This is a genomic window from uncultured Porphyromonas sp. (genome assembly GCF_915070105.1).
In the GTDB taxonomy this organism is placed as follows: Bacteria; Bacteroidota; Bacteroidia; order Bacteroidales; family Porphyromonadaceae; genus Porphyromonas.
In genome coordinates this window covers 1-22,340 of sequence record NZ_CAJZFJ010000035.1, presented here as the reverse complement: position 1 = coordinate 22,340, position 22,340 = coordinate 1, and the positions used below count along the sequence as shown (strand labels likewise).

General features: G+C 52.9%; 18 protein-coding genes. 8 read left to right on the top strand and 10 right to left on the bottom strand.

The window, feature by feature from the left end:
- Positions 1-707: 707 nt before the first annotated feature.
- The 7 genes from pflB (at position 708) to QZ554_RS04925 (ending at position 7,784) form a co-directional block, all read left to right on the top strand.
- The gene (pflB, locus tag QZ554_RS04955) at positions 708-2,939 is read left to right on the top strand and encodes a formate C-acetyltransferase (RefSeq protein ID WP_297194763.1); all 2,232 of its coding nucleotides are present in this window, start codon (positions 708-710) and stop codon (positions 2,937-2,939) included.
- Between the two features lie 84 nt (positions 2,940-3,023).
- A complete protein-coding gene (pflA, locus tag QZ554_RS04950; protein WP_297194762.1) occupies positions 3,024-3,752 on the top strand; it encodes a pyruvate formate-lyase-activating protein in 729 nt (242 codons plus the stop codon).
- A 190-nt stretch (positions 3,753-3,942) separates the two neighbouring features.
- Positions 3,943-4,197: a YtxH domain-containing protein gene (locus QZ554_RS04945; protein WP_297177686.1), complete on the top strand. Its 255-nt coding sequence runs from the start codon at positions 3,943-3,945 to the stop codon at positions 4,195-4,197.
- A 129-nt stretch (positions 4,198-4,326) separates the two neighbouring features.
- Entirely contained in the window at positions 4,327-5,175 is an 849-nt protein-coding gene (locus tag QZ554_RS04940; protein ID WP_297194761.1) for a hypothetical protein, read from the top strand.
- A 30-nt stretch (positions 5,176-5,205) separates the two neighbouring features.
- Positions 5,206-6,087 carry a carbohydrate kinase gene (locus tag QZ554_RS04935; RefSeq protein WP_297194760.1) on the top strand — a complete coding sequence of 294 codons (882 nt, stop codon included), beginning with the start codon at positions 5,206-5,208 and terminating at the stop codon, positions 6,085-6,087.
- Positions 6,088-6,419: 332 nt separating this feature from the next.
- A complete protein-coding gene (locus tag QZ554_RS04930; protein WP_297194759.1) occupies positions 6,420-7,139 on the top strand; it encodes a hemerythrin domain-containing protein in 720 nt (239 codons plus the stop codon).
- 33 nt (positions 7,140-7,172) lie between these two features.
- Positions 7,173-7,784, top strand: coding sequence for a LuxR C-terminal-related transcriptional regulator (locus QZ554_RS04925; protein WP_297194758.1), 612 nt, complete (start codon positions 7,173-7,175; stop codon positions 7,782-7,784).
- A gap of 482 nt (positions 7,785-8,266) precedes the next feature.
- Here QZ554_RS04925 and QZ554_RS04920 read toward each other — a convergent pair whose 3' ends face one another.
- The 10 genes from QZ554_RS04920 to dnaN form a co-directional block, all read right to left on the bottom strand.
- Positions 8,267-9,784, bottom strand: coding sequence for an oligosaccharide flippase family protein (locus tag QZ554_RS04920; protein WP_297194757.1), 1,518 nt, complete (start codon positions 9,782-9,784; stop codon positions 8,267-8,269).
- 12 nt (positions 9,785-9,796) lie between these two features.
- Positions 9,797-10,840 carry a Holliday junction branch migration DNA helicase RuvB gene (ruvB, locus tag QZ554_RS04915; protein WP_297194756.1) on the bottom strand — a complete coding sequence of 348 codons (1,044 nt, stop codon included), beginning with the start codon at positions 10,838-10,840 and terminating at the stop codon, positions 9,797-9,799.
- A gap of 8 nt (positions 10,841-10,848) precedes the next feature.
- On the bottom strand, positions 10,849-11,901 hold the full coding sequence (locus QZ554_RS04910) for an alpha/beta hydrolase (protein ID WP_297194755.1): 1,053 nt from the start codon (positions 11,899-11,901) through the stop codon (positions 10,849-10,851).
- A 1,263-nt stretch (positions 11,902-13,164) separates the two neighbouring features.
- Positions 13,165-13,452 (bottom strand): GNAT family N-acetyltransferase, encoded by a 288-nt coding sequence (locus QZ554_RS04905; RefSeq protein WP_297194754.1) that lies wholly within the window; start codon positions 13,450-13,452, stop codon positions 13,165-13,167.
- Positions 13,453-13,584: 132 nt separating this feature from the next.
- Positions 13,585-13,893, bottom strand: a complete 309-nt coding sequence (locus QZ554_RS04900) for an HU family DNA-binding protein (RefSeq protein ID WP_297194753.1) — start codon at positions 13,891-13,893, stop codon at positions 13,585-13,587.
- Between the two features lie 193 nt (positions 13,894-14,086).
- Positions 14,087-16,366 (bottom strand): GH92 family glycosyl hydrolase, encoded by a 2,280-nt coding sequence (locus QZ554_RS04895; RefSeq protein ID WP_297194752.1) that lies wholly within the window; start codon positions 16,364-16,366, stop codon positions 14,087-14,089.
- Between the two features lie 142 nt (positions 16,367-16,508).
- On the bottom strand, positions 16,509-18,215 hold the full coding sequence (gene recN / locus QZ554_RS04890; protein ID WP_297194751.1) for a DNA repair protein RecN: 1,707 nt from the start codon (positions 18,213-18,215) through the stop codon (positions 16,509-16,511).
- Between the two features lie 41 nt (positions 18,216-18,256).
- On the bottom strand, positions 18,257-19,465 hold the full coding sequence (gene coaBC / locus QZ554_RS04885; protein ID WP_297194750.1) for a bifunctional phosphopantothenoylcysteine decarboxylase/phosphopantothenate--cysteine ligase CoaBC: 1,209 nt from the start codon (positions 19,463-19,465) through the stop codon (positions 18,257-18,259).
- 1 nt (position 19,466) lies between these two features.
- Positions 19,467-20,234 (bottom strand): 3'-5' exonuclease, encoded by a 768-nt coding sequence (locus QZ554_RS04880; RefSeq protein ID WP_297194749.1) that lies wholly within the window; start codon positions 20,232-20,234, stop codon positions 19,467-19,469.
- Between the two features lie 40 nt (positions 20,235-20,274).
- Positions 20,275-21,417, bottom strand: coding sequence for a DNA polymerase III subunit beta (gene dnaN / locus QZ554_RS04875; protein WP_297194748.1), 1,143 nt, complete (start codon positions 21,415-21,417; stop codon positions 20,275-20,277).
- A gap of 43 nt (positions 21,418-21,460) precedes the next feature.
- Between dnaN and QZ554_RS04870 the strand changes: the two genes are divergently transcribed.
- Positions 21,461-21,592: a hypothetical protein gene (locus QZ554_RS04870; protein WP_297194747.1), complete on the top strand. Its 132-nt coding sequence runs from the start codon at positions 21,461-21,463 to the stop codon at positions 21,590-21,592.
- The last annotated feature ends 748 nt before the right edge of the window (positions 21,593-22,340 follow it).

The following is a 22,340-nucleotide window of genomic DNA, read 5'->3' as shown; positions in this document are numbered from 1 at the left end:
CTGTAGGGCTCGCTTGTATGTCTATTCCTTGGGGATAATGCCTAGGATCTTTAGTAATGGGCTAAGGCTCCCTGGGATATGAAATGATACCCCGAAGAACCAAAGGCAGGAGTTGCGAGCGAGATCATGCGGTGGCCCTGCACTTGCCCTCAAGAGTGAGCGTAGCCCTACGCACTCCACTAGGAGAGCCCCCTCTCCCAATAGCCCCTATATAGGGCATTTCGAGGGGGGGGTGAAAGAGGAGATACCGAGAAGGGAAGATAGGTCTCGGCATGCTGGTCCTCATCACCTATGTAAGGTGACAGGTGCGAACATACCGAGAAGGGGAAAGCGCTCTCGGTATGCTCGTCATCGTCACCTATGTAAGGTGATTGGTACGGACATACCGAGTCTGATTCCAAGCTCATTACATATCCCCTAGTAGAGGGCTAGGAATGCGCACTACGAGTATCATCCATATCCCTCAGCAGTCATCACAGAATGTGCGTCAGGTAGGCTATGATGAGACTGGAGGTAGAGAAGATAATGAGAAGAGCAGGGAGTATCTAAGGCACAAATGACAAGCGGAGTTTGCAATATGAATATTTATTGTACCTTTGCGATGTGAACGTTTCTCCAAGCGGGAGGGCACGTACACAACAAACTACATCAATCATTCAAGAATAGCAGCGAACAAACTGCACTAACCAATCCAAAAGCATTCAGTCATGCAAGAGCAACCAAAGTTTAAGACTGGAGTGTGGGTAGACGAACTGAACGTACGTGACTTCGTAGCCCAAAACGTCACTCCTTACGACGGGGATTCTTCCTTCCTATGTGGTCCCACAGAGAAGACCCGCCGCGTGTGGGAGCATTGCCTTCAGGCTCTCAAGGAAGAGCGTGATAACAACGGAGTCCGCTCCATAGACACCAGCACGGTATCTGGCATCACCGCCTTTGCCCCTGGCTATATAGACAAGGAGAACGAAGTCGTCTTCGGCCTACAGACCGATCAGGTACTTCGCCGTGCTATGAAGCCCTTCGGTGGCTACAAGGTCGTCGAGAAGGCTGTACATGAGAACGGCCTAGAGGTCGATCCACGTGTTACCGACATCTTCACCCACTACCGCAAGACGCACAATGATGGTGTCTTCGATGTCTACACCGAGGAGATTCGCTCCTTCCGCTCCAATAGCTTCCTCACGGGTCTTCCCGACAACTATGCACGTGGCCGTATCATCGGTGACTACCGCCGTCTAGCCCTCTATGGTGCAGACCGTCTCATAGCATGGAAGAACGAAGACCTACACGCGATACATGGTCCCATGACTGAGGCTACCATCCGCCTACGTGAGGAGGTAGCAGAGCAGATCAAGGCACTGAAGAAGATCGTAGAGATGGCTGCTGGCTATGGCTTCGATGTCCGTCGCCCAGCCTACAATGCACAGGAAGCCGTACAGTGGGTGTACTTCGCCTACCTAGCAGCGATCAAGGATCAGGATGGTGCAGCTATGTCGCTTGGTAATGTCTCTAGCTTCCTAGATATATACGTCCAGTACGACCTCGACCACGGTACGATCACAGAGGAGCTCGCACAGGAACTCATTGACCAATTCGTCATCAAGCTACGTATGGTACGCCACCTACGTATGGCCTCCTACAACGAGATCTTCGCTGGTGACCCAACCTGGGTTACGGAGTCCATCGGGGGACGTCTCTTCGACGGCCGTCACAAGGTCACCAAGACCAGCTTCCGCTTCCTACAGACACTCTACAACCTTGGCCCTAGCCCAGAGCCTAACCTCACGGTGCTATGGAGTCCATCACTCCCCGAGGGCTTCAAGGAGTTCGCGGCTCAGGTATCGATCGACACCTCCTCGATCCAGTATGAGAATGACGACCTGATGCGTGGTACACGTCACTCGGATGACTACGGGATCGCCTGCTGTGTATCCTTCCAGGAGATCGGGAAGCAGATCCAGTTCTTCGGTGCACGTACCAACCTCGCCAAGGCTCTCCTACTCGCTATCAATGGCGGTCGCTGTGAGATCTCCGGCACTCTAATGGTAGAGGGTATTCCCGAGCTCAAGGGCGATGTCCTAAACTTCGACGAGGTATGGGCTAACTACCTCAAGGTGCTCCGTGTGATCGCTCGTGTATACAATGAGTCGATGAACATCATCCACTACATGCACGACAAGTACTACTACGAAGCAGCTCAAATGGCGTTCATCGATACGAACCCCAAGATCAACCTCGCCTACGGGGTGGCTGGTCTATCCATCGCTGCAGACTCCCTCTCAGCAATCAAGTACGCTAAGGTGATGCCCAAGCGTAACGAGGCTGGGCTGACTGAGGACTTCGTAGTAGAGGGAGAATTCCCCTGCTATGGCAACGATGATGACCGTGCCGATAACATCGCCTACGACATCACCCACCTCTTCTCTGATATGCTCAAGGAGCTCCCCATCTACAAGGATGCCGCTCCTACGCTGTCCGTCCTGACAATCACCTCCAACGTGATGTACGGCAAGAAGACCGGTGCTACGCCCGATGGACGCCACGCTGGTGTAGCCTTCGCTCCTGGAGCTAACCCCATGCACGGACGTGATAATCATGGTGCGATTGCCTCGCTTAGCTCTGTGGCCAAGCTCGACTACACGGACGCTGCAGACGGGATCAGCAATACCTTCAGCATCATCCCACACTCCCTTGGGTCAAACAAGCAGGAGCAGGTCGAGAACCTCATCTCGATGATGGATGGGTACTTCTCCAAGGGGGCACACCACCTCAACGTGAATGTGCTCAATAGAGAGATGCTCGAGGACGCTATGGAGCACCCCGAGAACTACCCTCAGCTCACCATCCGAGTCTCGGGCTATGCGGTGAACTTCGTCAAGCTCAGCCGTGAGCATCAGCTCGAGGTCATCTCTCGCTCCTTCCACCAGCGCATGCGCTAAGGGCTCATCCCTCACTATATCTATCTGACAAGTAGCGGGCGAAGGATCTACCGACCCTTCGCCCGCTCTACTCATTACCCAGCTATGCTTCGTGTTCATTCCTTTGAGTCCATGGGTACCTTCGACGGCCCAGGCCTTCGTCTCGTGGTCTTCCTTCAGGGCTGCAACTTCCAGTGCCTCTACTGTGCCAACCCCGACACCATCCCCATAGGGAAGGGAGGGAAGCTCATCGAGGAGAGTGAGGTACTCCGCAGAGCCATCAGCGAACGTCCCTTCTTCGGTAAGCGAGGTGGGGTTACCTTCAGCGGTGGCGAGCCCACGGTACAGGCCGAGGCTCTTATCCCCCTCTGCCGTGCGCTCAAGGAGGAGGGCATACACATCTGCTTGGACTCTCAGGGGAGTATCCGCAATAGGTATGTAGATGAGCTCCTATCCATCGTAGATATGGTGCTACTCGACTGCAAGCACATGCTCCCCAAGGAGCACCAGCGCCTCACCACGCAGAGCAATACCAACACCCTACTCACAGCCGAGCAGCTAAGAGCCATGGGCAAGCCCGTACGCCTACGCTACGTCTTCGTCCCTGGCTACAGTGACCAGCCCGAGGCACTACATGCACTAGGACAGCACTTCGGGGGCTTCGAGAATATAGAGCGTCTAGAGCTCCTCCCCTATCACACCTATGGCAAGCACAAGTATGAGACCCTGGGCAAGCCCTACCTCCTAGAGGATGTACACGAGCCCACCCACGAGGAGATCGCCTCAGCCCAAGCCATACTAGAGCGTTACTTCCCCGTCGTCTGGACGCAGTAGCCGAGAGGGAGGAGTCTGCGCCCATCACAGACATCTAGGGGACACCTAGAGCAATACTCTCTGCAGACGTAGGGCAGGCTGTAGGATCATCCCATCATAGGCTTTCTCGATAGAGGATAGCCTAAGAGAGAAAATATCGTTACCTTTATGCTGTTATTTCGCATTACTCATCTAAATAGCATTAACAATCATGGCTAACTGTTCAAAGGGGAACTTCCTACTTGGCCTACTCCTCGGTGCTGCCGCAGGAGCTGCCGCTGCTTACTTCTCAGACCGCCGTCATCGCGAAGTCTTCGCTGACAATGTATCAAGTACCGTAGAGCGTGCTCGTGATAGCATCGTCGAAGGCTACTATGAGGCTAAGGAACGCTATAATCGCTACCGCAATAGACTCACAGACGAGGCGAACGACCTACTCGAGGAGATAGAAAGCGCTAACGACTAGAGTAATATCCCTACCCCAAGGGATATGCAAGGAGAGGAACACACGTAGGCATCAGCTCTTAGACAAGGAGTGGGTGCGTGTGTTCCTTCTCTTGCTTTGATGGATGACACGGACGAATATATTAGAATAATGAGACAGCAATCTACCGACAACCACACCCCTCAGGACCTGCTGAAGCACCTAACGATCATCTCTCGCCGAAGCATTGACTATACCGTCCTCTCGCTCGGCACGATAGTAGGACGAGGGCTCTCTGCTGTCGTCACTTGGTGCATCCTAGGCTTCCTGCTATTCAACCTCCTACTCTTCCTCAACATCGCACTAGGCTTTGCCCTAGCTAACTGGAGCGAGAGTTCGCCAGCTATTGGGTTCCTATACCTTGCATGCGGGTATGCCGTACTGACCCTACTCTTCCTGTGTATACGTGCCTTAGTAGCACGCTCCATACGTGCCTATGTCGCACGACGGACACTGAGAGCTACCCTCCAGCTGAATCACAAGATATCTGGTATCCCATACGTCAATCGTGTGCCCTACCAGACCTTCGCCAAAGAACCCGACAGAGAGCGACCCTATACTACTCTCCAGTATGCACACAACGAGACCATGCTTGACATAGACCGAGCAGCAGGTATGGTCCTACGTGATACCATCTATATCAAGAACCACTATCCCGAGATGCTCTCCCAGCGACTAAGACAGGAGACTCTTGGCTACATATCTGACATCCCCATCCTAGGAAGAGCCCTCCAGTACATTAGCCCTAAGCATCAGTCCCTGCGTACTAGACGTCATCGCTATCAGAGCAAGTACACCTCATCCACACCCTCCCCTACTGAGGGCTATCAGAAATACCTCCCCTATCTACGTATGGCATGGGACTTCATCCGCCCTACCCTGACGGCAATTGTCCTCGGGAAGCTACAGAGTGGCTTACTCGGTCTCTTCCTCAAGAAGAACCCCAAGAGAAGGAGATAACGACATCAGACTACGAACTATAATAGAGACATGAAGAAGACAATCGTCGGGATCGGTGAGATCCTTTGGGATATCTTCCCTGATCGTAAGGCACTCGGAGGAGCACCTGCCAACTTCGCCTACCACTGCATGCAACTAGGGCATGAAGCCTATGCCATCAGTGCTATTGGCAAAGATTCACTAGGAGAGGAGGTCAAGAGAGAACTCGCCAACAAAGGACTACAGCATATCCTCCAGGAGGTGAGCTACCCAACGGGCAAGGTACTCGTCACCCTAGCAGAGACTGGCAGTGGGAGCTACGATATACAGGAGGATGTCGCCTGGGATCACATTTCGTTCACTCAGGAGCTAGAGCAGCTGGCTCACCGCACGGATGCCGTCTGCTTTGGATCACTAGCCCAGAGATCCGAGGAGACCGCCAGCACCATACACAGCTTCCTAGCAGCGATGCCAGCCGAGAGCATCAAGGTCTTTGACATCAACCTCAGACTCAACTACTATACTGAGGCTCTCATACGTGACTCCCTAGAGCATGCCACTATGCTCAAGCTCAATGATGAGGAGGTATCTACCCTAGCACAGCTATTCCACCTAGAGGGATCAGCGGGAGCAATCTGTCGTCAGATCCTTGAGCTCTTTGCGCTAGACTCCGTCATCTTGACTCGTGGTGCCTACGGATGTAATATCTATACTGCTAAGGGAAGTGACTACCACCCATCTAGGGAGGTAACAGTCATCGACACCGTAGGTGCCGGTGACTCCTTCACCGCGGCCTACGTCTCAGCACTACTAGCAGGTAGGCAGCGTCCCGATGCTATCCGCTTCGCTACCGATGTCGCTTCCTTCGTCTGCACCCAGCGTGGAGCCATGCCAGCTCTACCCGAGGAGTACAGGAAATGGCTGTGTGGTTAGGAGGCGTAGAGAGGCCATATAGACCTCTTCGCACGGCCCACCACCAGATAGTACAAAATAAGCATGGCCACCTCTCCCGAGGTAGCCATGTCTTTCGATTTATCACTTAAACGGTTTACTATTTACAAGAGCTGTGCTAACAAAAGCTGTATCACTCTCACATTGCAAAGGTAGACGAATGGTGGGGGTACAACAATACCTATTAATTATGATTGTTTAGCATTTACCTACCTAATATAGTGGATTGTGCAAGGGGAGATTAAGTTCTACCTTTGCACCGAAGGCCTGATAAAGACCTCAAGCACCCTCATTCAATCATTGTATTTCAGCAAATGAATTCATATAGACACCTCCAAGGACAAGTCTTCGCAGCTCCAGTTACTGCCCACTCCAAAATGAGTGACCTCATCACAGGCAGTGCTCCTGCTCTGCTCATCATCACCCGCTTCGGCATTCCCCTAGGGTTCGGAGACAAGAGTATCGGTCAGCTCTGTACGGAACACGGGGTAGATACACGTACGCTACTGCTCCTTGTCAATTGCTCCATATTGGAGGGCTATGACCCCACCTCGGAGCAGATAGCCTCGATACACCTAGATAGCCTGATCACCTACCTACTGAACTCACATGCATACTTCCTCGACTTCCGCCTACCGCTGATCCGTCAGAGACTACTATCAGCTATATCGAACTGTCCACAGGAACTCGCCTATGTAATCCGTCGCTTCTTCGACGAGTACGTGGAGGAGGTGCATAAGCACATGAACTATGAGGATCGTACCGTCTTCCCCTATGCTCGTCGCCTAGCCTCGGGGGAGCGAGATGAGCACTACAACATAGGCATCTTCAGTAAGCGTCATGATCAGATCGAGCTGAAGATCACGGAGCTGAAGAACCTCCTGATCAAGTACTACACTGCGCCTAGTGGCTATGAGCTCACGGCAGTCCTACACGACATCTTCAGTGTAGAGATAGACCTAGCAGCTCATAACTACATCGAAGACTCGATCTTCATCCCCTACATACAGTACCTAGAGAGCAAGACCAAATAACCTCTAGCTCGCCATATCCCATCGCTTATTAATATGGTCACCCCGATAAAGATCGCAGTCGCCGAGCCCACCTCTATCGTACGCTCAGGACTAGAGACACAGCTCCGCAAGCTCCTCCACTACAAGGCTCAGATCATCAATCTACTTGATGAGAACAGGAAGGAGTGGCAGGATGTCGCCAGTGTAATCTCTGCTGACATCTTCATCATCAACCCCCTACTCACGGGCTCCAACCCACGCCTTTACCTACCCAACCTCCCCTACGAGACCAAGCTCCTAGCACTGTGCCATAGTCCCTATGACCCCATATTCCTCAAGGAGTTTGACGGGGTAATCAGTCTCTCTGATACTGCCCTACAGATCTCTGAGACCATTGACCAGCTTCTACACAACGAGAGTTCAGCCTCCAGCACGAGCTCGGACTCACAGAGCCTCACCCCACGCGAACGTGAGATCATCATCTGTGTCGTCAAGGGAATGACCAATAAGGAGATCGCAGGCCAGCTCTACCTCTCCACACATACCGTCATCACCCACAGACGCAACATCTCCAAGAAGCTACAGATACACAGCCCCAGTGGACTAACGATCTATGCGATCATGAACAAGCTCGTAGAGCTCGAGGATATCAAGCAGGATCTGTAACCCTCCTCTCGCTGCCTAGTCCCAAATCATCAAGCCCCCCTTCACCTCATCCTCATGGATCAGTGAAGGGGGCTTTCATTTGTCTCTACGCAGGAGGAAAATTCCCCATCTATTCTGTGGAGGCTTATCTTTCCTCATCAGCTATATGCCCTAGTAATCTCTACCTAACAGCTGAAATAAATGAAGCCCGACCTACGCACACATCTCGTGTACAGGTCAGGCTTCTCCCGTTTAAGAGCTTGTCAAGCATCTCTTACTGCTCCAGATCTCAGGATGACCCGAGCATCACTGCAGTAGAGACAAGGACAAGAAATGTTATTCTCTCCAAGCCACCCTTATCAGGCAACATAGGAGGTATTGTTTCGTGCTACAAAGATACGAAAAAGTACAGACCTATACCTAATTATGGGTATATTCCCATAGAATCACATCGAACTAGCCCCCATTAGAGGGTAGCAAGCAAGATGGGAGTAGCCACTAGTTCATCGGCGAAGCACTCCTCGAAGCTTATTCCTCAGCTGATATAGGCTTTCTCGAGGCACTTCATTGCGAAGGATCACGAGGGCAAAGGCCACCAAGACCACCGTATTCAATGCCATCTGAAGCAGGGGTACCCCCTCTAGTGCACGCCCTATTCCCCACTCTAGGGCATAGCAGAGCGTAGTCAGCAGGACATAGCCCCCTAGCTTCTTTAGCTCGTAGTCCACCGGATAGTACCTCTGTCCGAGGAAATAAGAGACGAGCATCACCCCGCCATTAGCGATCACTGAGGCCCAAGCACAAGCCATGAAGCCATATCTAGGTGCTAGGACTATGATGATCAGCACTGTCAGTGCACAGCCCAGCACGGAGAGTATCCCGCCCCAATAGGTACGATCTGTGACCTTGTACCAGAGGGAGAGGTTAAAGTACACACCGAACATCAGCTGTCCTGCCATGATCCACGGCACGACACTTAGACCCGGATAGTAAGCTGGGCGAATGAGGAGCTTCAGCACATCCATATAGCTCACCACAGCGAGGAATATGAAGAGCGTGAAGAGCACATAGTATGTCATCGCTGACGAATAAGCCCTACGTGCTGAGGCATCATCCTTCTTCTTCTCCGCGAAGATAAAGGGATCATAGGCATATCGGAAAGCCTGCGTAAAGAGCACCATCACCACGGCGAGCTTGTAGCAAGCTCCATAGATCCCGAGCTGTGTATGAGCATAGCGTGCGTCATCGAAGAGCATCGGAAAGAGAATCTTATCTGCTTGATTATTGAAGTTACCTGCTAGACCTAGGAGCAGAATCGGGAAGGCATAGCTCAGCATCTCCTTCAGTAGCCGCATATCCAGCCTTCCCGTGGCATGGTGTAGCGTAGGCAGTAGGAGTACGAACTGGATGACGTTCCCGATGAGGTTTATTCCAAAGATATAGTCAAGAGCCTGCTCCCTCGGACGGAAATCCCCAAGGAGCGAGGGGAAGACCTGCCCCAACCAGGGCAACACATAGAAGGCAAAGAGCGTCAGCGCAATGGTCACGAGTACGAAGCTCATACGTACGGCGAAGAACCTCCACGGACGCTGCTCATACCTCAGATATCCTAGTGGGATGGCCATGAAGGCATCACTAGCGACGATAATCAGCAGATAGACGATGAGCCTACTCTGGCCTGCTACGTGTAGTGCCTCAGTCAGTGGGCTAAGCACGGCTAAACCAATGAGCACAAAGAGAAGTGAGCTACCCCCCAGCGCATAGAGCGTCGTCGTGTAGACATCCTCGGGTCGCTCGTGCTTATTCGCAAAGCGGAAGAAGGTCGTCTCCATCCCATAGGTCAGCAGGATCATTAGGATCGCAGTCCAAGCATAGAGATTCGTCATCACCCCAAACTCCTCGGGCACCATCACCTTCACGTAGACGAAGGTTAGCAACCAGTTGAGGAAGCGACCAAACATGCTACTTAGGCCATAGATCGCCGTATCCTTGATCAAGGATTGCAGTGTGCTACTACTCATATCTCGACGTCTCTAGTAGCTATCATCATCGAAGAATCCACCTGATGGACGGACACGTGGCACACGCCCTAGGTGACTATAGGCTAGCTCCGTAGCCTCTCGGCCTCGGGGGGTACGCTTCAGGAAGCCCTCCTTGATCAGATAGGGCTCATAGACCTCCTCTACAGTGCCGGCATCTTCACCTAGCGCAGTGGCTATGGTCGTGAGTCCGACAGGACCACCAGCGAACTTATCGATGATTACTCCGAGGAGCTTATTGTCAATATAGTCCAGACCATATCGGTCGATATTCAGAGCCTCTAGTGCGAAGCAAGCGATCTCTCGGTCGATACGTCCATTACCCTTGACCTGCGCAAAGTCTCGTACACGTCTCAGCAGGGCATTGGCAATACGGGGTGTCCCTCGGCTACGAGAGGCAATCTCTGCGGCAGCTGAACTATCGCAGGGCACCTCGAGGATGCTCGCTGAGCGATGTACGATCCCCGCAAGGGTCTCCACATCATAGTACTCGAGGTGGAGGTTGATCCCGAAGCGAGCCCTCAATGGTGCTGTCAAGAGACCACTGCGGGTCGTAGCACCGATGAGAGTGAAGGGGTTAAGGTCTATCTGTATCGAGCGAGCCGAAGGGCCTTTATCCAGCATGATGTCGATCCGATAGTCCTCCATCGCAGAGTAGAGATACTCCTCTACGATAGGACTAAGGCGATGAATTTCATCGATGAAAAGGACATCATTAGGCTCTAGCGAGGTAAGTAGCCCCGCTAGATCTCCAGGCTTGTCGAGCACGGGGCCAGAGGTGATCTTGATCCCCACCCCCAGCTCTGCTGCTACGATATGCGAGAGGGTCGTCTTCCCTAGTCCCGGAGGACCATAGAGGAGGACGTGGTCTAGGGCATCAGAGCGCATCTTCGCCGCTTCGACGAAGATCTTGAGGTTACCGACAGCCTTATCTTGTCCAGAGAAGCTGTCGAAGGATATGGGGCGGAGAGCTCGGTCTACCTCCTGCTCCTCCTCGGCATAACGTGCTTGTTTGCGTATATCGAAGGTCTCTGCCATGTATTCGTCTAGTGTGTGGAGGTAGCAGTTGAGCACTGATCGAGGAACTCGAAGAGTACCCGATAGGCCATATCATAGGCCTGAGGGTCGCTGGATAGGAAGAGGTCGTGCTGCCCCTTGTGTATACTCTGTCCATGTACATCCGGGCCTAATAGCACCCCATAACGCCACATGTCGGAGACGTCCAGCACGAGGTCAGCCTCGTTGTACTCGGGTCGCCAAGTCTTCTCTGGTCGGATGCTCCTATCTGAGGTCATCAGCAGGATGGGGAGACGAAGGTTAAGACCCTTCTGCAGACGCTTCTGCCCATCTCTTACTGCTCGGAGCCACGAGAGGCGAATGGGATGCCCGTAGGTCTTCTTCCAATTCGTATTGTAGTCCCAGCGCCCATGGTAGGCCTTCAGTAGCGTCTGCGCATACATATTAGGTTCCTTGGACACATCTGATACGACCTTGTTGGACATCAGTGAGGCTGCCCCACTAAGTAGGGGTAGGACAAACCGCTCCTGAGCAGGAGTGAAGTTGAAGTCAAAGAAGGGACTATTCAAGATCAGTCCACGTACTCCATCCCTATTGTCCGTATCGTGAAGGTAGAGTGAGGTGATGAGTCCACCTGTGGAGTGAGCCAAGATGTAAATCTCCGAGTGCCCCTCAGTAGAGCGGAGGAAGCGGAGTGCCGCAGAGAGCTCCTCCTGGTACTCTGTCATATCCTTTGCTTCAAAGGCATCCTGCCCTTCTCTGAGGGAGCGACCATACTTCCTTAGATCAAGGGCATAGAAGGAGTAGCCGTGACTGACGATACTATCCCCAAGAGCCTTCTGGAAGAAGTAGTCGTTGTATCCGTGCACATACAGCACAGCACGATGCCTCTTCCCGCTAGCGATACGATGGACGAGGGTCACTACGACGGGACCTGAATAGTCGGGCTTCAGTTCCAGAGTCCGTTGCTCATATCCCTTTAGGCTATCTGTTCGCCATTGAGCGGAGAGCTCTCCCCCTAGGAGAGGGATCAGTAGGAGGACGAGGATCCTACCTAGGCTATGTCTTAGGTCTAGTCTCATTGCTTATAGTGCTAATGCGTTGTCTTGAGTTCGTTGGCTCATCCCCCTAGGCTTGCAATAGGGAAGATTTACCTTAATGCAAAGATAACCTAAATCACCCTAAGACCTTGTTCCTCACCAGAGCCGACGTATGATCTCGCTCGCACACTCCTGCCTTTGGATCTTCGGGGGTATCATTTCATATCCCAGGGAGCCTTAGCCCATCACTAGAGATCCTACGTATTATCCCCAAGGAATAGACATACAAGTGAGCCCTGGAGAGGATATACTTAGAGCGCACTTGTGTACACGTGGGTATACAGTTGTGTACACACGTGTACACTCATCCCTCCTAGGTAGGAGGTGTTCGCTGGGCATATCTAGACTAGGACATAGATACTTCTATCTTCGGCGTATACTCCTTCACGACCTTGCCCTCGCTCTATGGTGATTTCATGCGTCAGCCCTATTCCCATCACATACGACGACAAAGTCACCCAAGGAGGATGCATGCCTGCAGGTCAAGTTCTATCCATCTCTATCTCCTCCAGGCAGCTACCTCCTCTAGGTAGAAGCTATAGTAGTCTTCCCTAGAGGACTACCAAGGGAAGCGTGTAGTGCACGCTCCGAGCCCCCTTCCCAGGAGATGCAATGCACCCTAGGAGGGAACATATAATGTTCGCCCTCGTCACCTATGTAAGGTGATGAGGACGAACATACCGTGTTCTATACCCCACTCTCGGTATGTCCTATTCCACGCTCTAGTAATGCACGATAGAGCGGGGTCGTACAATGGATGGAATAGGAACGATAGAGCCAATATATGCGATAGGTCTAGGTACTCTGCAAAGGTGAGACTAAGGGCTCGCAGGTAGTGTGAGATAGGATAGCCAATACTACAGGTAGAGCTAGTAGCCCTAGAAGCACCTCAGTGTCGATAGAGCAGGGACAGAAGAGATGATATAGAATAATCGGATAAGGAGGAGCAGAAGACAGCAGGGATAGTGAGGAACGAGAAAGGCTAGCGATAACGATGCGACTACAGAGATAATATAGGAGAAGAGAAGAGATACAGGAGGAGAGAAGATAGGTGTGATGGAGACAGATAGGGAGCTATTAGCGATTTGGGGTGGGTAAGATAGAGTAAGGTAAATGGGGACGGATAGACGACTCTAGGAGGGTATCAGAGTATGGGAAAGGCAGGTTATATAAAAGCTACGCCCCTCACTCCCAAAGTATGGGGCGAGGGGCGTAGCTTCTGTGTGGTTAGATCGGTGGGAGAGGTCACTCCACCACCATGTCCTGTAGTTCAGGATGTCTTCTGAGGTAAGTCACTATATAGGGGCATATAGGACGGACACGTAGCCCAGACTCTATGCAGTAGTCGAAGAAGGCTGCAGCGAGGTCACCAGCAAAGCCTAGCCCCTGACACGAAGGATCGACGACTGTGTGCTCGGCTATGGCTATCTGGTCGGGTGCAATCGTGAAGGTCAGATATCCTACCTCCTGATGGGAGCCATCTAGGATATAGCTGATGCGACCGCTCTCCTCGGCTTCTCTTAGCTGGATCATGTATGTGTGGTGGTATAAGCCTATGGGGAGGTGTGCTACTAAAGAGAGAGAGGCTACTCACTCACCTCGAATGAGGGGATGTGGGTAGCCTCTTTATGATCGATGCGTCTGTTGCCTTAGGGCCAGAGAGACTTACTTCTTAGCCTTCTTAGCTGGAGCCTTCTTGGCAGGAGCGGCATTTAGATCTAGGGCTGCACCAGCCTTGAACTTCACAGCCTTACGTGCAGGGATGTGGATCTTCTGCTTAGTGGCGGGGTTGATACCTTCACGAGCTGGCTTGTCAGCTACAGAGAACGTTCCGAAGCCGAGCAGAGCGATCTTCTCACCCTTCTTAAGCTCAGCAGCTACTACTTCGGCGAAGGCTTCTACGGCCTTGCGTGCATCAACCTTGGTAAGGCCAGCCTGTTCGGCTACACGTGCGATGAATTCAGTCTTGTTCATAACGATTATTATTAGAGTTGGACAATGAACTGTATAGTCTCACATCTAAGATGCGCTACCCCTTACTACCATTGGTGTTAGATGTAGAGGGGATCACTACTCACCTTATTCTGCACCAAATGTACAGCTTTTTTTGATTATACAACCATTGCAGACATTTACATTTGTTATTTTTACGTTTACCCCTATCCCTCTAGCGTCCCTTGGGGTGTTCCCCTTGGGTAAAGAAGGTCAGGGTACCAGCGTTTACGAGGGAGGAGTTATCTAACCGATAAACACTCTTATACAGCTTGTTACCTACCTGTATACTCTGGAAGTAATCCCCGTCTACACCTTGTGCTGCCTTCCGCTCTATGACAAGCTTAGACTGCTTGTAATATTTTTCATCGAGGTGGATAGTTACCCTCGAGAATGTGGGAGTAGTCAGCGAATACGTCATGCTCCCGGGGCAGTCTGGATAGAAGCCCAGCATCGTATAGATAGCCCATGCACTCATCGTACCGGTATCATCATTGCCAGGGATCCCCGAAGGGCTATTGTGAAAGTGCTTCGCTAGGAGCTCCTTCGTCAAGCGTTGTGTGCGCCAAGCCTCACGAGGGAAATAAGTGAAGAGATATGGATAGGCGATATCAGGCTCATTGGCGGGATCGTAGTTACCTTCGTCGAAGATACCTTGTAGCTTCTTCACGAAGCGTTGCTCCCCTCCCATCAGCTTACATAGCCCCTGTATGTCATGGGGGACAAAGAAGCTATAGTTCCAAGAATTCCCCTCATGGAAGCCTGGGTTAGGCTCGAAGTCTCGACCTAGAGTAGGGTTGAAGGGGGTGAGGAACTTGCCATCCGGTAGGATCGGGCGCAGGAGTCCCGTCTCCCGATCATAGTAGTGTCGGTAGCCTAGCGAACGCTTATGGAAGAGCTCAGCATCCTTCTTCTTGCCTAGACTGCGTGCGAACTGGCTGAGGTTCCAGTCTGCTAGGTAGTACTCTAGGGCATGGGAAACGGAGTTATCAAACTTCTCACGCAGGGGGACGTAGCCACGGCTTAGGTAGTCGTCGTTATCGGGACGCATAAGATTGTCCTTACCTGGAGTCGTTGCCCCCTTGAGCATAGCTTCATAGGCTAGATTGACATCGAAGTCCCGTATGCCACGCTGCCACGTATCGTTGATGACTATGAGTGAGGGATCCCCCTCCATCGTGAGGGTCTCCTGCCCATAGAGCTCCCACTTGGGTAGCCAGCCACCCTCTCGGTACATGTCGAGCATGGACTGCACCATAGCGAGCTGCTTCCGTGGGTAGAGTAGGCTAAGGAGTGGATGGACATTGCGGTAAGTATCCCATAGGGAGTAGACCGTATAGCGGTCGTGGCTGGTCTTACCTGTGCGTAGGCTAGCCATCATGGGATATTCCCCATTGACATCCTGCAAGATATTGGGATGGATCAGTAGGTGATAGAGGGCTGTATAGAAGACTGTACGCTGCTCCTGCGTCCCACCCTCGACCTCTACGACTCGTAGTGCCTGCTCCCAAGCATCCTCTGCGGAAGCTCTTACAGCGGCAAAGTCAAAGCCACGCTGCTCGGTATCGAGGTTCAGCAAAGCATTCTCTGCACTGACGAAGGACACCCCCGTCTGCACATAGATGACCTCACCAGGCTTAGTATCGAAGGTGAACCATACCCCAACATCGTTACCGCTCATCTCCTTTCGGTAGGTGGGGTAAAGCTTGTAGCGTCCGTGGTCGTGATCCCACTCTGCCTCTACACCCTGCATCGGGGGCTGCTTCTTCCAGTAGCCACTCTTGGGGGCACGACGGCTGATGCGGATAGCGAAGTATTGGTTGAAGACAGCTTGTGGATTATAGCAGAAGGTACCCATGAGCTTACTGCCCACGAGGGTCGAGTCGTTGAGGAAGCGCACGGTGGCACCGCTCTCGTTGGTCAATCCCTGACCTAGGTTGATGAGGATATTGCTCTTACCTCCCTTACCGAATGTAAAAGCGGTGATCGAGGTACGCTTGGTAGCACTAACCTCTGCACGCACCTTATACTTATCTAGGAGGGCTGAGTAGTAGCCTGGGTGTGCCTTCTCCTCGCTCAGTGTCGTACCATAGTGGGTATAGTCTACATCGAGATCGCCAGCAGAGGCAGAGAGGAGTATGCTCCCTAGCTCTGGGCAACCGACACCACTAAGATTGACATGGCTAAGGCCCGTGAAGAACTTATTGTCGGCACTGTATGGGGTACTCCACCAGCGAGCATCCTTATCGTACTTATTGAGTTCCGTGGAGCCCATGACATTGAATGGGGTAATACTCATCAGTCCGTTGGGGACGATGGCTCCAGGATTGGTCGTACCGAAGTTGCTCGTGCCGATGAAGGGATTTACCTCATCGATAAGTCGCTTCCTATCCTGAGCTACACCTAGGATAGGCAGAGCAAGGCTAAGGGCGAGGGAGAGAGAGAGTCGTTGCATTGCGTACATATACGGATTGGTAGATGTGGAATACTCCTAGGCAGGGACTCTGCCTAGAGGGCATAGAGAAGAGCTCCAAAGAGGCGGATAACGAACCCCTGCACACTAGAGGCTCTAGTGAAGACTTACTGGACAATCGACACTAAGCCTTCTTAGAAGAGGTGCGGCTGGAGAAAGGGCGGGGCGAATGGAACGTATCCAGGAGTGCTCGTGCAGCGGCTCGGGTGACCTCAGTCAGCTTAGATCCGCTCTGCATGCGTGCGACCTCCTCCACCCGCTCCTCTTCACTGAGGTGACGTAGGTGACTACGGGTACTATCTGCTCCATGCTCCTTATAGATATAGAAGTGATCGATACCTGCTGCGGCTATCTGGGGCAGATGGGTGACGGCCATGACCTGCATATTCGTCCCCATACGACGCAGGATCACGGCTATGCGCTCTGCTGTCTCTCCTGATACCCCTGTATCAATCTCATCGAAGATAATCGTGGGGAGACTACGGCGGTCAGCGATCAGAGCCTTCAGGGCAAGCATCAGACGAGATATTTCCCCACCAGAGGCGATACTAGCGACTGGCTCGGGTAAGGTATCCTTGTTGGCGGAGAAGAGATAGGTAACTTGATCTAGGCCCATCGCAGTAGGAGTGGGGTGTTCCTCCATGCGTATGAGGAATCGCACATGAGGCATCCCGAGCTCATGGAGCGATGCAACAAGTGCCTTCTCTATAGCATGAGCTGCACTCTGCCGTGCTTGGCGCAGTCTCTGTCCCTGCTCGAGTAGGGTTCGATAGCTAGCCTCTACCTGCTGCTCCAGCTGGCGAAGTTCCTCATCGGAGCTATCGATACGCTCTAGCTCCTGAGCGAGGCGGTCACGTAGAGTGATGAGCTCGGATACCTCACGAAGGCTATGGCGGTGTAGAAGACCACGTAGGAGATCCAGACGCTCTCCGATACGGGCGAGACGCTTCGGGCTGAAGGTCACTCCCTCTGCCTCATCCTCGAGTGTGGAAGCTAGATCTTGGAGCTCGATGCGTACACTATGTAGACGCTCTGACCAGTCCTCGGCACCTGCATGGTAGCTACGTATCGCCTCTACCGAGCGTAGGGCATAGGTCACAGCAGGGATCGCGCCACGTTCGTCATCAGAGAGTGCACTCGTGGCCTGCTGGAGCTCCTCTCGGATCTCCTGTGCATGAGCCAGCTGTCGCTCCTCCTCGGCAAGCTCCTCGAGCTCACCCTCCTCTAGCTCTGCTTCCTCTAGCTGAGTATACTGATACTGGAGGTAATCCTGCTCCTTACGAAGGGTATCTAGGGCTAGTCGAGCCTCTTGTAGCTGCTCAGACTGTGCCCGATAGGTGCGGTAGGCACTCTGGTAGGTGGTGAGGAGCTCTGCGTCTCCCCCATAGAGGTCAAGGACGGAGAGCTGGAACTGTGCATCACCCAGTAGTAGGTTCTGATGCTGGGAATGGATATCAATCAGGTACTCGCTGAGTCGCTTAAGCAGCTGTAGGGAGGCTGGGGTGTCATTGACGAAGGCTCTGCTCTTCCCCTTTGCGTTGATCTCACGTCTAATGATGCACTCCGCTTCGTCGTAGTCGATATCCTCCTCTGCCAACATACGCCCCACGGCCTCATCGAGGTCTGTAAACTGAGCCTCAATGACACAACGATCGGCACCAGAGAGGAGGGTGCTGCTATCGGCACGCTGTCCCATGAGCAGACCTATCGCTCCTAGGATAATGCTCTTACCAGCCCCCGTCTCCCCCGTGATGACGGAGAAGCCTGAGCCAAACTCAATAGTCAGCTCTTCGATCAAGACGAAGTTCTTAATGCTTAGTCGCTGCAGCATACATGATCAGATGAATACAATATAATAGGCGTCACGGAGCACTAAAGCCCGAGACGACGTGCAATGAAGTCTACGATATCACGTGCTACGGCCTCCTTGCTCTTCAGTTCATAGGCCTCTATCCCACCCTCTCGGTCGAATAGTGTGACCTTGTTGGTCTCACAAGCGAAGCCTGCACCTGGATCCTGAAGGCTATTGAGGACGATCGCATCGAAGTTCTTCTGCCGCATCTTACGCTTGGCTTCCTCTACCCCCACACTGCTCTCTAGGGCAAAGCCCACGAAGTACTGATCCGGACGCTTCCACGCTCCGAGTGTAGCGGCTATATCAGGATTACGCACGAGGGAGATCTCGAGCTCCTCCTGCCCCTCTCGCTTGAGCTTCTCTGAGTGCGTATAGCGAGGGCGGTAGTCAGCCACAGCAGCAGCGAAGATAGCTAGGTCTACCTCACCGACGACCTCCTCGGCCTGGCTAAGCATCTCCTCGGCTGTCGTTACGGGGATTACCCGTACCTCCTCTCTAGGACGAAGGGACGAAGGGCCTAAGATCAGGGTCACCTCTGCTCCTCGGCGGGCAAACTCATTCGCTAGAGCGATACCCATGCGTCCTGTGGAGTGGTTCCCTATGAAGCGCACGGGATCAATAGGTTCATGCGTGGGGCCAGCTGTCAGGAGCACACGTCGCCCCTGATAGTCTAGCCCCGTGGAGAAATAGTCCTCCAGAGCAGCGATGATCGCCTCGGGCTCCTCCATGCGTCCCTTACCGACGAGGTGGCTAGCGAGCTCCCCCGACTTAGGTTCGATGATGAAGTTCCCTCTAAGGGCTAGTAGGTCTAGGTTGTCCGTTGTGGAGGGGTGAGCACACATATCTAGGTCCATAGCGGGGGCTATGAAGACCGGAGCCTTCATCGACAGATAGGTCGTGATGAGCATATTATCCGCTACCCCATGAGCCAGCTTGCCTATCGTGGCGGCTGTCGCTGGTGCGATCAGCATCACATCGGCCCAAAGGCCTAGATCCACGTGACTATTCCACGTACCATCCCGTCCACTGAAGAACTCGCTGATCACAGGACGTGAGCTGAGGGCTGAGAGTGTGATCGGGGTGATGAACTCCTTGCCTGCTGGTGTGATGACGATCTGCACCTCGGCGCCTGCCTTCACCAGGAGGCGAGTCAGGACAGCGGCCTTGTAGGCTGCAATGCTCCCCGTGATGCCGAGGACAACGTGCTTACCTCTGAGTACACTCATCTTACCCTCGCATAGACTGAAAGACACGGGTGAACCACGACTTCGTCTCGAGAGGGAACTGCGCCCCCATCACCCAGGTATAGTAGCTTGCATCCCGACGGAAGACCTCCGTGAGGAGCTGCCCCTTATACTTCCCAAAGTTGACCACGATCTCCCCTGCATCGTCGTAGGCTAGCAGACCTGCAAAGTCCACCCGAGGGCCATAGCTCGACATCTCTGCTAGTGCTGATATGTCGTTCGTGAGATCCTCTGGGTAGCGATCCAGCTGTGCCTGTAGCACCTCATAGGTAGCTCGGGTGTCGGCCTCTGCCGAGTGGGCATTGTCGAGAGCCTTGTCACAATAGAAGCGATAGGCAGCCTCAAGCGTCCTACGCTCCATCTTGTGGTAGATCGTCTGTACGTCCACAAAGGAGCGATCAGCGAAGTCCACCGCAATACCTGCACGAAGGAACTCCTCCACGAGCATAGGGACATCGAAGCGGTTGGAGTTAAAGCCCACGATATCACAGCCCCCTATCCATTCGTAGAGACTGCGGGCGACCTGAGCGAAGGTCGGGCAGTCAGCGACATCGGCATCAGAGATACCATGCACCTGTGTCGCCTCTGGGGGGATGGGCATACCGGGATTGATACGTCGGGTCTTGGTCTCCTCCTCCCCATCGGGGTGTACCTTCAGGATGGAGATCTCCACGATACGATCGCGCGTGATCTGTACCCCCGTCGTCTCTAGGTCAAAGACGACGATGGGGCGCTCTAGCTTGAGCTTCATTGGGATGTGTATTAGAGTAAAGAGCTAAGCTCACCGGTGACTATTCACCGATGAGCTTCATGGGGATAATGAGTGAGCAGATCTCTATACCCTCCTCACTCTGGATCGGGGTAATGACTCCTGCCCTAGTCTGATCCGTGAGACTGATGAGGATCTGCTCCGAGGGGATACCCTGCAGGAGACGCTGTAGGTAATTGAAGTCAAAGCCTATGCGCACCTTGGTCCCAGGTGCCTGACCTGAGCAGGGGATGGTCTCCTCGGCGGCGATGGAGAGCTCTAGATCCTGTCCTGTGATATGGATATTCCCTTCCGAGAACTCGAAGATCACGAGGCTACTAGCCTTATTGGAGAAGAGCGACACACGCTTGCTAGCGAAGAAGAGGAGATCCTTATCCACGGTGATATTGTGGAGGGACTCGATGGGGATGACGGAGTTGTAGTTGGGATACTTACCCTCGAGCAGTCTCGCTGTCAGCGTACCCGACTTCATCTGGAAGACCACATTGCGGTCGTCGAAGCTCACACGTATGGGGGCTGTCTCCTTGGCAAGTAGGCCACGGGTAAGCAGGGCACATACACGTGCTGGGAGGCAGATCGCAGCAGGTGCATCGTTCTTGATATTCGTATCGGTATAGCGCACGAGGATGCGACCGTCAGAGGCGACGAAGACTAGCTTATCTGCAAAGAAGTCAAGGTAGACCCCCGTCATGATCGGACGGCGATCATCATCGCTGGCGGCGAAGGACGTACGCTCTAGGCCACGGAGCAGAGACTGTGCAGGTAGCTCCACCGTACGTACGTCTCCCTCTAGCTTGATCGGCTCGGGGTAGACATCAGCTGGGGAAGTCAGGAAGGTGTAGATCCCGTTGCTATAGGTCACCGTTGCCTTGTGTGCTTCCTCCTCGACCTCCATCTCGATGGGTTGGTCAGGGAGTTCCTTTAGGGCATCTATGATGATATTGCTACGGACGGCGAAGGTGCCATCGCCGCCCTGATTCTGTACCTCAAGGACAGAGGTCAGGCGATTGCTCTGATCCGATGCCGTGAGCGTCAGGGCATTACCCTTGAGCTCAAAGAGTATATTCTCTAGGACAGGGATAGCTGCTACACTCTTGGAGGAGATAGCCTTCGCTACGGTCAATAGCTGCTGTAGGAGGTCATTACTTGTTACTATAAATCTCATAGCGTGTACGTAGTTACTGAATGATAGTGCAAAGATAAGTTTTTTGACCATAACACTTAACCCCTCTCCCCCGCCCCTAGAGCCCCTCACAGAGGGCTATCACGGCTCTTCACCCCCACCCTACGACAGCACCCCGATCCGAGGGGAGACGGAGGGCGAATATCTCCCCTCTTAACTCGCTCTGTATCGCACACATCGAGAAGGGTCTAGCGGACATATCGAGAGCGGGATAGAGGACTCGGTATGTTCGCACCCATCACCTATGTAAGGTGACGAAGGCGAACATACCGAGAGCGCTCCATCGATCATTACGTGTTCGCTAGAGGGCCCTCGGAATGCCCGTCACAACAGCATCACAGAAAGGCACAGAGGCTCGGTAAACAGAGGCATCAGGACAATAAGCAGACAGCACACCTCTCCGATCTCCCTAGGGCAGGAAGCTCATTCAGGAGGGGGGGTAGGTAGGATAGCCTCCTCGGGAGAACTAACTCCCCCCTAGTCAAGGGATAGCTTAGCCAGAGATGGACAGCCCTCTGACTCTTATTCCATTCTCATCACACTGCATACTTGGGGGCTTGACATACAGCGAATAAGCCTCCACCCTCCTCCCAATAGCCTCACCTGACGACTTTAATTGCTCTGCGTTGTCACACCCCCTCTATATCTAAGAGCATCTTTCCCCTATATATATTATCGGTATAAGTACTAAGGGAAACTACCATAGGCAAGCTAAGGAACGACACCGCAGAATAGCCCCCTAGACTAGGGGTAGAGCCTAGTCGTAGGTCGTGGTAACGCAGGACAAAGGAGAGGAACCAGTGGCAGAGCTAACTGATATTACGGAAAATTCGGCTATTTTTGTGGGCACATTGTACCTAGCAGATATATATAGGAAAAAGAAATTCAAGATATAACAACTAAGT

Coding starts and splice junctions, on each gene's coding strand:
- dnaN (WP_297194748.1), bottom strand. CDS start 21,417: ATGAGATTTATAGTAACAAGTAATGACCTCCTACAGCAGCTATTGACC.
- ruvB (WP_297194756.1), bottom strand. CDS start 10,840: ATGGCAGAGACCTTCGATATACGCAAACAAGCACGTTATGCCGAGGAG.
- QZ554_RS04940 (WP_297194761.1), top strand. CDS start 4,327: ATGAGACAGCAATCTACCGACAACCACACCCCTCAGGACCTGCTGAAG.
- pflB (WP_297194763.1), top strand. CDS start 708: ATGCAAGAGCAACCAAAGTTTAAGACTGGAGTGTGGGTAGACGAACTG.
- pflA (WP_297194762.1), top strand. CDS start 3,024: ATGCTTCGTGTTCATTCCTTTGAGTCCATGGGTACCTTCGACGGCCCA.
- QZ554_RS04920 (WP_297194757.1), bottom strand. CDS start 9,784: ATGAGTAGTAGCACACTGCAATCCTTGATCAAGGATACGGCGATCTAT.
- QZ554_RS04910 (WP_297194755.1), bottom strand. CDS start 11,901: ATGAGACTAGACCTAAGACATAGCCTAGGTAGGATCCTCGTCCTCCTA.
- QZ554_RS04945 (WP_297177686.1), top strand. CDS start 3,943: ATGGCTAACTGTTCAAAGGGGAACTTCCTACTTGGCCTACTCCTCGGT.
- QZ554_RS04905 (WP_297194754.1), bottom strand. CDS start 13,452: ATGATCCAGCTAAGAGAAGCCGAGGAGAGCGGTCGCATCAGCTATATC.
- coaBC (WP_297194750.1), bottom strand. CDS start 19,465: ATGAGTGTACTCAGAGGTAAGCACGTTGTCCTCGGCATCACGGGGAGC.
- QZ554_RS04900 (WP_297194753.1), bottom strand. CDS start 13,893: ATGAACAAGACTGAATTCATCGCACGTGTAGCCGAACAGGCTGGCCTT.
- QZ554_RS04880 (WP_297194749.1), bottom strand. CDS start 20,234: ATGAAGCTCAAGCTAGAGCGCCCCATCGTCGTCTTTGACCTAGAGACG.
- QZ554_RS04925 (WP_297194758.1), top strand. CDS start 7,173: ATGGTCACCCCGATAAAGATCGCAGTCGCCGAGCCCACCTCTATCGTA.
- QZ554_RS04895 (WP_297194752.1), bottom strand. CDS start 16,366: ATGCAACGACTCTCTCTCTCCCTCGCCCTTAGCCTTGCTCTGCCTATC.
- QZ554_RS04935 (WP_297194760.1), top strand. CDS start 5,206: ATGAAGAAGACAATCGTCGGGATCGGTGAGATCCTTTGGGATATCTTC.
- recN (WP_297194751.1), bottom strand. CDS start 18,215: ATGCTGCAGCGACTAAGCATTAAGAACTTCGTCTTGATCGAAGAGCTG.
- QZ554_RS04930 (WP_297194759.1), top strand. CDS start 6,420: ATGAATTCATATAGACACCTCCAAGGACAAGTCTTCGCAGCTCCAGTT.